This is a genomic window from Micromonospora sp. NBRC 107095, from assembly GCF_030269705.1.
Lineage (GTDB): Bacteria > Actinomycetota > Actinomycetes > Mycobacteriales > Micromonosporaceae > Micromonospora > Micromonospora parva.
Map to the genome: position 1 here is coordinate 606,879 of NZ_BSTU01000002.1, position 12,021 is coordinate 618,899.

Here is a 12,021-nt window from a genome sequence, read left to right on the forward strand (position 1 = left end):
GGCCGGTCAGTCCGGCGAGCCGGCCGGCCGTGCGGCCGGACCCGCCGGTGGGGCGGGCCGGAGCCGGCGTGGGCCGTACTCGCGCAGCACGGTCTGGACGATGCCGGCGGCGGGGATGGCCAGCAGCGCGCCGAGCAGACCAGCCAGTTCCGCCGCGAGCAGCAGGCTGACCAGCACGGTCAGCGGGTTCAGCCGGACCGCGCGGGACAGGATGAGCGGCTGGAGCAGGTGGTTCTCCACCTGCTGGTAGACCACGAAGAAGACCAGCACCACCACGGCGGCGGTGGGGGAGTGCAGGAAGCCGGCACCGACCGCGATCACCGCGCCGAGCGTCGCCCCGACCAGCGGTATCAGGTCGGCGACCGCCACCAGCAGGGCGATCACGGCCGCGAAGGGCACCCCGGTGAGGGCCAGCACCGCGTAGGTCAGCGCCCCGCAGATCACGCTGATCAGCAGGTTCCCGGTGAGGTAGCCGGTGACGGTGCGCGACACCTCCCGGCCCACCCGACGCAGCCGCTCGCCCTGACCGTCCCCGGCCAGCGCGAGCAGGCCGCGGATGATCCGCGGCGCCTCCAACACCATGAGGTACGCGAGCACGATGACAGTGACCAGTCCGGCGATCGACTCGACGACGCCGCGCAGCACGCCGACCGCGGGTTGGCGCAGCTGCCCGCCGAGGCCGCGCAGCTGCTCGGAGTGTTCGCTGAGGTAGCGCCGCGCCCCGGTGCGTTCCAGTAGCTGCCCCACCGGGCCCCGTCCGGCGCGGGCGTCGCGCAGCAGCTCCGGAGCGCGCTCGGCGAAGCGGCTCAACTCTCCGGACAGCGGCACCAGGATGAGCGCGGCCAGGATCGCCAGCAGCACGAACGCGGCGAGGAACACCAGCAGCGTGGCCAGCGCCCGACGGCGGACCAGGCGACGTTGCAACCGGTCGACGAGGGGTTTGAGCGCGACCGCGAAGAACGCGGCGACCATCGCCCAGACCAGCACCCGGCGGGTCGCGTACACGAAGCCCAGCGCGAGGGCGGTCGCCAGCACCAGAGCGATCACGACCAGGGTGCGGCGCGCGGTGCCCCGGTCGTCGGTGTCGCTCATCCGGAGCGCCTTCCCCGCCCGGACCGTCGGAAACCCGGCACGGCGGGCGCAACGGGCGATCAGCGCCCGGAGATGTCGTCCGCGCCGGTGACGGGATGGGCCCCGGCGACGAACGTGTCGAGCGCGGCGGCGTGCAACAGGCCCCCGGGCACCGGGTCCCGCAGGGCGGCCACCGCCAGCCGGGCCACCGGCAGCCCACCGGGGCGGGAGGTCGCGGCCAGCACGAGGTTGCCGTACCGGCGGCCGCGCAGCATCCGCCGGTCGCCGACCACGCACACGTCGGCGAAGACCGCGCGCAACGTGGCCACCTGCACCCGGGTGCCGACCAGCGGCGGCAGGTCCGTGACGTTGACCAGGTACAACCCGTCGGGGTGCAGGGCGCGGGCCACCTCGGCGGCGAACTCCACGGTGCGGACGTGCCGCGGCATCCGGGCCGCCCGGTAGATGTCGGCGATCACCAGGTCGTAGCGGTCGGCCGGGGTGGCGGTCAGGGCGTCCCGGGCGTCGGCGACCTCCACCCGCACCTGCGGCGGCAGCGGCGGCAACTCCCGGGCCACCAGCTCGACCACCGCCGCGTCCCGCTCGACGACCCGTTGCGGGGAGCCGGGCCGGGTGGCGGCCAGCCAGCGGGGCAGCGTCAACGCCCCGCCGCCCAGGTGCAGGACGTTCAGCGGCGCGCCGGCCGGGGCCGCCACGTCCACCGCCGAGGCGATCCGCCGGACGTACTCGAAATGCAGGTGGCTGGGGTCCTCGACATCCACGTACGACTGCTCGACACCGGCTGACAGCAGTGTCCGCCCGGTCCGGCGGACCGGGTCGGCGACCAGTTCCAGCCGGTCGGCGGCGCGGTTCATGTCCGGCACGCTAGCCGAGCCCACAGCCCACCCGGCCGGTGGCCCGGCACGACGGACGGGCCGGCGGGACGGGGTCGCCCCCGGCCCGCCGGCCCGCCGATGTCGCGGTGACCGGTCAGCCGCCGGCCATCCCGGCCCCCACCTCGTCGATCGCGTCATCGATCTGGCGGGCGAGGTCCACGTCGAGCGCGGTCACCCCGTTGGCCTGGTTGGTCCGCACGGTCAGCACGGCGGCGGTGTCTCCCGGCCGTCCGATGCTCGGGCCGCGGCCATTGTCCTGGCGCAGCCGGTCGAGCCGGGCGAGCACCCGGTCCAGGTTGTCCGGCGGCAGCGCGACCACCCGGTGCAGGCCCTGGCTGTCGCCGCTCCAGTAGGGCAGGTCGTCCAACGCCGCGCTGATCTCGTCGTCGCTCAGCGTGGGTGTGGTGGTGGAGGCGCCGACCAGGCCGCCGCCCGCCGCCGGCGGGTTCAGCAGGTCGCGCAACCCGTCGGGTACGTGCAACGACTCGACCAGGTCGCCGTCCTGCTCGGCGAGCGCGGCGATCGTCGCCTCCGCCTGGTAGCGGGCCTGCTCCGGGGTGTTACCGCTGATCCGGCCCACCTCCGCCAGGAAGCCGGGCAGGTCCTGGTGCCGTTCGATGCCGTCGACCGGCAGCACGTCGTGCAGCGACGCCGGCACCGCGGCGAGCAGCCGTTGCCGCTCGGCGGCCTCCAGGGCGAACGCGAGGACCAGCACCGTCGCCTCGGTGCCCACCTTCGCCGTCTTGAAGTCGACCCCGGCACGACGCCGTACCTCGTCGACCAGGTCGTGGTAGCCCATGCTGCGCACACCCGCCGCGCCGCCCGGCGGGGACGGCTGCGGTCGCGGGTTGTCGGCGCTACCGACCGGCGGCGGTGCCGGTCCGCCGCGCGTGCTGTCCGGTTTGTGCGGTCCGGCCGCTGGTGGGCCGGCGCGCTTACCCGCCTCAAGGCTGGTGAGCTGCTTGGAGGCGCTCAGGCTGGCGCCGATCTCGCTGGGCTGGCGACTCTGCTCCCGGGCCTGCCGGGCCAGCGCCCGACGCCGCTGGTTGTCGCCCTCCATCTGCTTGCGCATGGTGCACCCCTTTCCGCTGGGGATCGTGGCTGCGCCCGTCGCCTTCCCGCCGTCGGGGAGGACGAAACGGAGGCCACCGGCCGGGTCGGACCGGCCCGCGCCACGCTTCATCCGGGCGGGGTGAGGGGTGCTCACCCGCACGGCCCGCACGATCGGGTCAGGACCGGAGTTCTTCCGAGGTACACGGAAGGAAGGTCGTCATGAAGGAAGTCGTCGAGATCGTTCCCGCCCGACCCGGCTGGTACGCCCGCTGGCAGCTCACACCCGAGGTCACCAGGTGTTACCCGGTGAGCCTGTGGGCGCTGTTGGAGGAGGCCGACGGGACCGGCCGCGAGGTGATCGGCATGGACTGCATCGGCCAGTGGCCCGGCGCGGACGACAACGAGGCGGGTGGGCAGTTCGTCCGCTACCTGTACCAGACGCCCGATTCGGGGGAGCCCGAGGACGTCGACGAGACCCCGGTCGGCGAGCTGCGTACCGACGGCCCCCGGCTCCAGCCGATGACGGCGCCCTAGACATTCCTCCGGCCCCCGACCCCAGGTCCCAGGGTCGGGGGCCATCCCCGAACGGACTCGGGGACGGCCGGCGGATCAGCCGATGGCGCGCACGTCGTCGGAGTACGCCACGGCCAGCAACTCACTCAGGCCGGTGCGGTCGAGCATCCGCTGCAACTGGGGACTGACCCCGGTCAGCTGGATCGCCCCGGCGGCACGGTGCACCACCAGTAACGCGCTGAGCCCGGAGGAGTCGCAGAGGGTCACCTCGGTCAGGTCGACCAGCACCGGGACGCCGCTGCGCAGCTCGGCCGCCGCGGCGATCAGCTCGGGCGCGGTGTCGTAGTCGAGCTCGCCGGTCAGCCGGAGTCGGACGTGCCCGGCGGCGAGCCGGGTTGTCTCGATGGTCAACAGCTGATCAGCCACCCCACCATTTTCCTTGCCAGGCGACAAAACGCAAAGCGGGGCGGCGACAGGGCACCGTGTCCCTGGTGTGGCGTCCGCCGCCGTGGCGATGCCCGCCACCTGCCGTGGGATGCCGCTGTCCGGGTTCGGGCGTAGGGTGGGCTGGAGACTTTTGACAGTGGACGCCGGTTCCGGCACGGGTTCGGTGCAGGACAACACGGGTTCGGTAAACGACAAGGAGTGAGGCTCAGCTGGTGACTGCTTCCGACGTCAGGGACTGTGACCCGGGCGACGGACGGCTCTCCACGCCGAGCACGACACGACCCCCGGCGTGGTCCGCCGACGTTCGCCGCACCACCGCGGCCCTGCCGCCACTGGCCCCCGACCGGGGTCAGGCCCCACCCGACTGGTTCGAGGTCGTCGAGCATTTCCGTGAGGGCCTGGTGGTCTGCGACGCCGATGGCGTGGTGCGCCACGTCAGCCCGGTGGCCGAGCGGCTGCTGCCCGAGGTGACGGCCGGCGAGCCGCTCAGCTCCGCCGGTGTGCCCGGCCTGAGCGAGGACACCCACGGCGGCTTCACCCATCGTGGGCGTCGGCTCACCGCGCGCCGGGTGCCGCTCTCTGGTGCCCGCTGCTGTTGGTACGTCGAGGACGTCACCGACAGCGTCAGCCGCGCCGACGCGTTGCTCGCCGAGCGAGCCCGCTCGGCGTTCCTGGCCGTGGTCGGCGACAAGCTCGGCAACCCGCTGCACCCGGACCGGGCCGCCGCCGCTGTCGTCCGGCTCGCCGTGCCGACCCTGGCCGAGGTGGCGGTGCTGGTGCTGGCCCCGCGGGCGGGGCGCGCCCGCTGGTGGCGGGCCTCGCGCACCGACGACGACGCGCCAGCGGTGGACAGCGGCGTGCTGGTCGGCGGCGAGCTGCCGACAGCCATCGCCGACGGGCTGACCGGGGCCGAGCCGCACACGGTGGACTGGCTGGTCGAGCAGGCGGTCGACGCCGGGTGGTTGCCGGGGCTCGCCGACACCGAGACCGTCGCCCGGGTCGTCCCGCTGCCGGGCCGCGACGCGCCCGTCGGTGTGCTGCTGGTGGCCCGGCGCGCCACCCGCTGGTACGACGAGGACGACGTGGAGTTGGTCCGCGCGTTCGCGGCCCGGGCCGGCGCGGCGTTGACCACCGCGCTGCTCTACCGCGACCAGGCGGAGGTGGCCGACACCCTGCAGGCCAGCCTGCTACCGGTCGAGCCGGTCGAGGCCGTCGGTGTGCAGTGGGGCACCGCGTACCGGCCGGCGCAGGCGGGGCTGCGTATCGGCGGCGACTTCTACGGTTCGCACCGGCTCACCGACGGTGGCTCGGTGTTCTTCCTGGGCGACGTGTCGGGCAAGGGCGTCGAAGCCGCCGTCTTCACCGGCCAGCTGCGCCAGTGCCTGCAGGCGCTGCACCGGTTGGAGTCGCATCCCGCGCGGTTGCTGCGGCTGCTCAACGACGCGTTGCTGGAAACCACCCAGGCGCACGGCCAGGGCCGTTTCGCCACGATGGTGCTCGGCGTCGCCCGCCCGGAGCGCGACGGTGGTCTCACCCTCAGCATGGCCGGCGGCGGGCACCTGCCGCCGTTGGTGCTGCGCGCCTCCGGCGAGGTGGAGGTGGTGCCGCTGCGCGGCATGCTGATCGGGGTGGTGCCCGACCCCCGCGTCGGGGAGGTGACGGTGCGGCTGGCGCCGGGCGAGACCTGCCTGCTCTACAGCGACGGGGTGACCGAGGCCCGGGGCGGCCGGCGCGGCGACGAGCAGTTCGGCCCCGAGCGGTTGGTCACCGCGCTGACCGGTTGCCAGCGGATGCCCGCGCCGGCCCTGGCCGAACGGGTCGAGCAGGTCACCTGCGACTGGCTGGCGCAGGGCGACCACGACGACATCGCCGTGCTGGCGTTGCGGGCGGCCGGCCCGGGCGGGCGTGGAGGGCGCCACCTGCACTCGGTGCCCGCCGGCATCGACCGGACAGAGGAGACCGACGCGTGACCGCCGCCATGGCCGCCCCCGACCTCGGTGAGGCGTACTCCGGCTACCTGGAGCACCTCGCCGACGCTGACGAGTACGCCGCCACCGACCTGGCGATCGGCCTGCTCGACGCCGGCGTCGCGGCGGAACGGGTGCTGCTCGACCTGGTCGCTCCCGCCCAGGCCGAGGTGGGCGAGCGGTGGGCGCGCAACGAGTGGAGCGTCGCCCAGGAACACGCGGCCACCCACATCAGCGAGCAGGTGGTGGCGGCGGTGTCCGCGCACGTGAAGCCGCGGCCGACCGGCGGTCGGGTGGTGGTCGCCTGCATGGACGGCGAGTGGCACGCGCTGCCACCCCGGCTGGTGGCCGAGGTGCTGCGGTTACGCGGGTGGCAGGTGACCTTCCTGGGGGCCAGCGTGCCCGCCGCGCACCTCGTGTCGTATCTGCACCGCTACGACGCGCACGCGGTCGCGTTGGCGTGCGCGCTGCCGATGCGCCTGCCGTACGCCCACCGGATGATCGAGGCGTGCCGCCGTTCGGACGTGCCGGTCGTGGTCGGCGGGCGCGGGTTCGGCGCTGATGGCCGGTGGGCGCGCCGGCTCGGGGTGGCCTGGGCACCGGACGCGCCCTCGGCGGCCGCGTTGATCGCCGACGAGCGGGCGCTGCGTGCGGCGCCGCCGGCCCGGCTGACCCACCTGGCCGACGACGAGTACCCCAGCCTCCTGCGCCGACGCAGCGAGCTGATCGACAGCGCGTTGGCGGAGCTGCGGGAGCGGGTGCCGGCGACCCGGGAGTACACCGCCGCGCAGCTCGACGCGACAGTGAGCGACCTGGGCCACATCGTTGATTTCCTGGCCGCCGCGGTCTACGTCGACGACGCCTCGCTGTTCACCGAGTTCGTGCAGTGGCTGTCGGGGATCCTGCTCAGTCGTGGGGTGCCCGTCGGGGCGATCGCCCTGCCGCTGGAGCACTACGCCACCGCGTTGCGGGACTTCCCGCGGGCGGCGCGGGCGCTGGCGCTGGGATCGGCAGCGCTGCCCGGTATGCCCCGCTGACAGACCCGCTGGTGGCTCCGTATCGATCACCGCGCTCGGCGGCGGCACGGTCAGCTCTGCGTATACTTGCCGGACTGCAAACGTCCCACCCATGGGTGGAGCGAGGGGGGGAACGGTGACGTTCAGCGTCAACTACGTCGAGCGCGACGGTGGTGGCGCCTGCCTGCGGCTCGCCGGCGAACTGGACCTGAGCACCGCCCCCGAGCTGTCCGCCGTGATCGACCGGCTCACCGCGGCGGGCGAGACCCGGGTGCTGCTCGACCTGACCGACCTCACGTTCTGCGACTCCACCGGGATGGCCGTGTTCGTCCGGGGTGACAACCAGGCGGCCGCCGACGGGGGATGGCTCCGGCTCACCGGCGCCAACGGGCGGGTCGAGCGGGTGCTGCGGGTGACCGGCCTCGCCGACGTGTTGCGCTACGAACCGGAGCCGGTCGACCCCGCGTCCCGCAGTGCGTCCTGATGGGCTAGATTTCCCCGCCAGCATTTTCCCGCCAGCGCGGTGACCGTCAGGGTCCCGTCCCCGCCGACTCTGAGGCAGGTAGTGATGGGCGTAAACAGCCCGCAGCCGGTACGCATCCTGGTGGTCGACGACGACCCGGGTGACGTGCTGATGATCGAGGAGGCGCTAGCGGATTCCGACGTCGAGAAGATCATCGATGTGGTCAGTGACGGCGAGGAGGCGATGGAGTTTCTCCGCGCCGAGGGCCGGCACCAGCAGGCCCACCGACCGGACGTGATCCTGCTGGATCTGAACATGCCGCGGATGGACGGTCGGCAGGTGCTCGGTGCGGTCAAGCAGGACGAGGATCTGCGGACCATCCCGATCGTCGTGCTGACCACCTCCAACGCCGACACCGACATCGTCGGCAGCTACACGTTGCAGGCCAACGCGTACGTCACCAAGCCGATCGACCTGGACGACTTCAACGACGTGGTGCGCCGCATCGACGAGTTCTTCGGCCGGGTCGTGGTGCTGCCCAAGCGCACCTGACGCCACCGCCACCTGAGCGGATGCTGAACATTTTCCCCGAACCTCCTCGGCGCGAGCGGTCCCGGCCGAGGATCCAGGTGGGGGAAGTGACAGCAGCTGCCTGGGGGCGACAGTATGAGGTTCTCCGTCGTTGACATCGGTTACGACCAGCGGCAGGTGGATTACTGCCTGGACGAGCTGGGGATCCGGCTGTCCCGGCTCGCGGCGCGGGCCGAGAGCGCGGCCGGGGCGGCCCGGGAGTGGGACGAGATCCGTCAGGAGGCGGCCTGGCTCAGCGGGCTGCTGCAACGGCTGGACCTGGGCGACGCCGCCGTCACCCGGTACGCCGGGGACGCGGTGCGGCGCGAGGCCGCCGAGATCCTGGCCCAGGCCCGCGTCGAGTTGGACGAGGCCCGCGAGGAGGCACGGCGGGTGCGCGAGCAGGCGTACGCGGAGGCCGTGCAGGCCCGACGTGACGTCGAGGCCGCGTTGGACGCCCGTCGACGACGCGAGGAGCGGGTGGAGGAGATCCTCAGTCAGGTCACGGTCGACCAGGTGCCCGCGGACACCCCGACCGCCGCCGCCGGGGTGCCGGGCAGTCGCGTCGGGATCGGTGGGCCGGATCCGGGTGCCCAGCCGCCGGGCCGTCGCTGAGGCCGCGGGCGCAGGGCTGGTCGCCCGGCTCAGGCGGTGAGCGCGGCCGCGACGGTGGTCGCCCGGTCTTCGTGCTGGGCGTACGCGTCGGGGTAGGCGGAGATCTGGACGGCCTGGGCGGCGGAGGTGACGCTCATGTCCTGCCAGCCGGGGATCTCGTTGAGCGCGCTGTAGAAGGCCCGCGCGGCGTACGACGGGCGCATCAGTTGGGCCACCGTGCCCCAGCCGCTGCTGGGCCGCTGCTGGAACAGCCCGACCGAGTCGTGGTCGGAGCCGCTGCCCTGGTTCGGATACTGCGCCGACTCGGGCAGGACGTCGCTGGCCAGGTTGTAGAGGTTGCTCTCCTGCATGGCGGTCGCCAGAGCCACCACCAGGGCGCGGCGCGGCATCTTCATCTCCAGGCCGACGTCCACGATGATTTTCGCGTTGTCCATCTGGGCCTGGTCCAGGCCGGCGACCGGCCGGGGCCGGCGGGGCTTGACCGGCTTCTTGGGTGTCTTGCGGACGGCGGTGGGGGTGGGTGTGGGCTTCGCCGTCGGGCTGGGCAGGATCCGGGCGGGGGCGAGGTCGCGGTCCAGGGATCGGGAGGCGCGTTCGTCGGCGATGGCGGCGCGCTCGGCCACCGCCTCGGCGAGTGGCTCGACCGTACGGGGGGTGTCGTCGTTGCCCTGGGCCGTGGCGACCGCGACGAGGCTGAGGCAGCAGGTGACACCGGCGGCCAGCGCCACCCGCACCGGGGTCGAGCCCAGCAGGGCCCGTCGTGGCGGTTCGGGAACGCGGTGACGGCCGATCGTCCGTTCGGTTGATGCGGCGTCGTCCGATGGGGTGGTCGGGCGCGCGTCGGTCAGCTTCTGGGCGGAGGGGTCGTCGGGATGCACCTGCCGAGGCTAAAGAGCTGAATGCCCGATGCCACCGGCCGGTACGGTGGCATGCGCCACAATTTGCCCTGATCTTGCCGACTTAAGCGGGCAAAACACCAGCGAAGCTGATCAACCTCGCGGATAACTCCAGACGGTTATTCCCGATTTGCCGGCCGAATGCGCTCGTGGCTATTGGCCGTCGGTCCGACGTCCCGCCGCGCTCCAGGGTCCACCGAACGGTCCATGTCAGGCCACCAAAGGTCGCAAGGGTCTTGATCGACCGGTTCACCACCATCGGAGGGCTGCCGCACGACGCCGTGCGCCCGGGTTGGCTCAGTCAGCTGCACGAACGACGCAGACCGACATGATCCACTCGGCTTTCATGAAGTCGGGGTAACCCCGCCACCCGGACACCGCGACTTTCAGCAACCCGAGTCGATCAGCGGGTGATGGCCGCGGTGCCCGTCGGCGTCGTAGACGACGTCGCCGAGCCCCTCCGCAAGATCGTGCTTGACCAGGAAGGTAGGGCCTTCAAGCAGGAACGGGGCACCTGCAACCAGGATCGAGCGGCCGTCACGCGGGACCGACAAGCGTCACGATCCTCGGATCGGGGGCCGCCCGGCGGGGTCAGTGTCGGCCGTTCTCGGCCGGGGTGACGGTCAGCCGGTGCCGGCTGGCGTCGCCGCTGGAGAACGGCCAGAGCCGGTCGGCGTACTCGACCAGATCGGCCAGTTGATCTCGGCTCAGGCCGGCCGAGGAGATCTCCGCGTGCACGTCGGCCCGGTACCGGCCGTCGTTGTCGCGTCCCAGCTTCGCCTCCGCCCGGACCTGCACGGTGTGCGCCTCGTCGGTGATCTCCCCGGCCACCTCCACTGCCGCGTGGTGCAGGCAGGAGGCGAAGGCCGCGGCCAGCAACTGTTCCGGGGTCAGCCCGGTGCAGTGCGGCGCCAGCGGTGAGGCCAGCGCGGTGGAGAGCCCGCCATCGTCGGTGCGTACGTGACCGCCCTCGGCGGTCGCTGTGGCCTCACGCAGCCAGGAACTCTGATCCGGCATCGCGTTTCTCCCGTCGCTCACCAGGCCGGCTACCCCGCCGTCGCCCGGCGAAACGCCGTGCGTCGTACGGTCAGCGCCGCGAGGGCACCTGCGGCTCGTCCACCAGCGCCACTGCCTCGGTGGCCTCCGCGGCGGCCCGTTCGGTCCACGGCGACGTCGGGGCCTGCCGGCGGGCCGTCGGCATCGTCAACGGCACGTACACCCGGGCGTCGACCGCCTCGGCCAGCAGCAGCGCCGCGACCAGGCTGCTCGGACGCCGCTCGGGGTCGTCGGCGAGGCAGGAGTGGCACAGCTCGGCGACCTCCGCCGGGAGCCCGGCGATGTCGGGCAGCGGCTCGGGCGGCTGACAGCGGCGGCGGACGAGGAGCAGTTCGCTGGCGGTCGCCGCGCGGTACGGCAGGCGGGCGGTCAGGCTGTAGTAGAGGAGCACGCCGAGGGCGTACATGTCGGCGGCCGGGGTGGCCGGCGCCTCGTCCAGCTGTTCAGGGGCCAGGTACGCCGGGGTGCCGAGCACCATCCCGGACGGCATCGGGTCCAGTGCGCCGGCGGGGATGGCGATGCCGAAGTCGAGCACCTTCACCCCGGCCGGGGTGAGCATGACGTTGGCGGGCTTGATGTCCCGGTGCACGATGCCCTCGGCGTGCGCGGCGGCCAGCGCGGCGGCGACCTCCGCGCAGACCCGCACCGCGATCCGCCAGTCCAGCGGCCCGGAGCGCAGGTGCACCGCGAGCGTCTCACCCTCGGCCAGCTCCATCACGATGTAGGACACCGGCCGGCCGGGCCACGTCGTGGAGGTGCCGAAGTCGTGCACGCTCGCCACGTTCGGGTGCTCCAGGCGGGCCGCCGACCGGGCTTCCGCGCGGATCCGGTCCACCGGGCCGTCCTGGTCGTCGCGACCGGGCGAGATGAGCTTCACCGCGACCGGCCGGTCGAGCACCCGGTCGTACGCCCGCCACACCTCGGACATCCCGCCCACCCCGATGCGCTGTTCGAGCCGGTACCGCCCGTCCAGCGTCCGCATCGACCACTCCTCGTCCTCGCCCCGCCGACGGCCGGGTGCTCGATCGCGGTACCCGCACTCCGAACTGGGCAAACCGAGGCCGGGCGGCCCCGCGCACCTCGCTGCGCCCCGGCAGCGGGTGCGGTAGCTTGCGAGCCAGAGCCGGTGTCACCGATTGTGCCGGCATGGTCACCTGGGGGGACACCGCGATGAGCGAGGTCACCGTACGCTTCGTCGGCGGGCCCGCGGACGGCCTGGTCCGGCTGCTGCCGGCGGGGTCGGACGGCGCCCCACCCCAGCGCTGGATCATGCGGCACCCGGACGGTACGGGCCCGGTGCAGCCCGGCCCCGACCATCTCTACGAACGCGACCGGCCCGACGAGGCGGGCGGCTGGAGCATGCGCTTCGTGCGCACCGACGCGTACGGGGTGTCCGAGTGACCACGAGGCGGGGCTGACCGGTGGCGACGCCGGCGGCGCGACGGCCCGGCCGCACAG

15 protein-coding genes are annotated in these 12,021 nt (G+C 73.4%); 7 read left to right on the plus strand and 8 right to left on the minus strand.

The window, feature by feature from the left end:
- Positions 1–6: 6 nt before the first annotated feature.
- The 3 genes from QSK15_RS15160 to QSK15_RS15170 all read right to left on the minus strand — a co-directional run bounded on the left by QSK15_RS15160 (position 7) and on the right by QSK15_RS15170 (position 3,039).
- Positions 7–1,092, minus strand: coding sequence for an AI-2E family transporter (locus tag QSK15_RS15160; RefSeq protein ID WP_285794834.1), 1,086 nt, complete (start codon positions 1,090–1,092; stop codon positions 7–9).
- A gap of 59 nt (positions 1,093–1,151) precedes the next feature.
- Entirely contained in the window at positions 1,152–1,946 is a 795-nt protein-coding gene (locus tag QSK15_RS15165) for a spermidine synthase (protein ID WP_285794835.1), read from the minus strand.
- A gap of 115 nt (positions 1,947–2,061) precedes the next feature.
- Entirely contained in the window at positions 2,062–3,039 is a 978-nt protein-coding gene (locus QSK15_RS15170; RefSeq protein ID WP_285794836.1) for a DUF2267 domain-containing protein, read from the minus strand.
- A 200-nt stretch (positions 3,040–3,239) separates the two neighbouring features.
- On the opposite strand from QSK15_RS15170, the gene QSK15_RS15175 reads away from it, so the two are divergent.
- Positions 3,240–3,554 carry a hypothetical protein gene (locus QSK15_RS15175; RefSeq protein ID WP_285794837.1) on the plus strand — a complete coding sequence of 105 codons (315 nt, stop codon included), beginning with the start codon at positions 3,240–3,242 and terminating at the stop codon, positions 3,552–3,554.
- A 75-nt stretch (positions 3,555–3,629) separates the two neighbouring features.
- Here the strand turns inward: QSK15_RS15175 and QSK15_RS15180 are convergent, their stop codons facing one another.
- Complete coding sequence (locus tag QSK15_RS15180; protein ID WP_285794838.1) at positions 3,630–3,959, minus strand: STAS domain-containing protein; 330 nt, start codon at positions 3,957–3,959, stop codon at positions 3,630–3,632.
- A 233-nt stretch (positions 3,960–4,192) separates the two neighbouring features.
- On the opposite strand from QSK15_RS15180, the gene QSK15_RS15185 reads away from it, so the two are divergent.
- The 5 genes from QSK15_RS15185 to QSK15_RS15205 all read left to right on the plus strand — a co-directional run bounded on the left by QSK15_RS15185 (position 4,193) and on the right by QSK15_RS15205 (position 8,611).
- On the plus strand, positions 4,193–5,950 hold the full coding sequence (locus QSK15_RS15185) for a PP2C family protein-serine/threonine phosphatase (RefSeq protein WP_285794839.1): 1,758 nt from the start codon (positions 4,193–4,195) through the stop codon (positions 5,948–5,950).
- A gap of 8 nt (positions 5,951–5,958) precedes the next feature.
- Positions 5,959–6,984 (plus strand): cobalamin B12-binding domain-containing protein, encoded by a 1,026-nt coding sequence (locus QSK15_RS15190; protein WP_352232182.1) that lies wholly within the window; start codon positions 5,959–5,961, stop codon positions 6,982–6,984.
- A gap of 115 nt (positions 6,985–7,099) precedes the next feature.
- Positions 7,100–7,447, plus strand: coding sequence for an STAS domain-containing protein (locus tag QSK15_RS15195; protein WP_285794841.1), 348 nt, complete (start codon positions 7,100–7,102; stop codon positions 7,445–7,447).
- An 84-nt stretch (positions 7,448–7,531) separates the two neighbouring features.
- Positions 7,532–7,978 carry a response regulator gene (locus tag QSK15_RS15200; RefSeq protein ID WP_285794842.1) on the plus strand — a complete coding sequence of 149 codons (447 nt, stop codon included), beginning with the start codon at positions 7,532–7,534 and terminating at the stop codon, positions 7,976–7,978.
- 114 nt (positions 7,979–8,092) lie between these two features.
- Positions 8,093–8,611 carry a F0F1 ATP synthase subunit B family protein gene (locus QSK15_RS15205; RefSeq protein ID WP_285794843.1) on the plus strand — a complete coding sequence of 173 codons (519 nt, stop codon included), beginning with the start codon at positions 8,093–8,095 and terminating at the stop codon, positions 8,609–8,611.
- A 29-nt stretch (positions 8,612–8,640) separates the two neighbouring features.
- Here QSK15_RS15205 and QSK15_RS15210 read toward each other — a convergent pair whose 3' ends face one another.
- From QSK15_RS15210 to QSK15_RS15225, 4 genes are all read right to left on the minus strand, one after another.
- A complete protein-coding gene (locus QSK15_RS15210) occupies positions 8,641–9,489 on the minus strand; it encodes a hypothetical protein (RefSeq protein WP_285794844.1) in 849 nt (282 codons plus the stop codon).
- 404 nt (positions 9,490–9,893) lie between these two features.
- Positions 9,894–10,061 carry a hypothetical protein gene (locus QSK15_RS15215; RefSeq protein ID WP_285794845.1) on the minus strand — a complete coding sequence of 56 codons (168 nt, stop codon included), beginning with the start codon at positions 10,059–10,061 and terminating at the stop codon, positions 9,894–9,896.
- Positions 10,062–10,098: 37 nt separating this feature from the next.
- Positions 10,099–10,524: an OsmC family protein gene (locus QSK15_RS15220; RefSeq protein ID WP_030332593.1), complete on the minus strand. Its 426-nt coding sequence runs from the start codon at positions 10,522–10,524 to the stop codon at positions 10,099–10,101.
- A 70-nt stretch (positions 10,525–10,594) separates the two neighbouring features.
- Entirely contained in the window at positions 10,595–11,545 is a 951-nt protein-coding gene (locus tag QSK15_RS15225; protein WP_285794846.1) for a serine/threonine-protein kinase, read from the minus strand.
- A 188-nt stretch (positions 11,546–11,733) separates the two neighbouring features.
- On the opposite strand from QSK15_RS15225, the gene QSK15_RS15230 reads away from it, so the two are divergent.
- Complete coding sequence (locus QSK15_RS15230) at positions 11,734–11,964, plus strand: DUF8847 domain-containing protein (RefSeq protein ID WP_091408172.1); 231 nt, start codon at positions 11,734–11,736, stop codon at positions 11,962–11,964.
- The last annotated feature ends 57 nt before the right edge of the window (positions 11,965–12,021 follow it).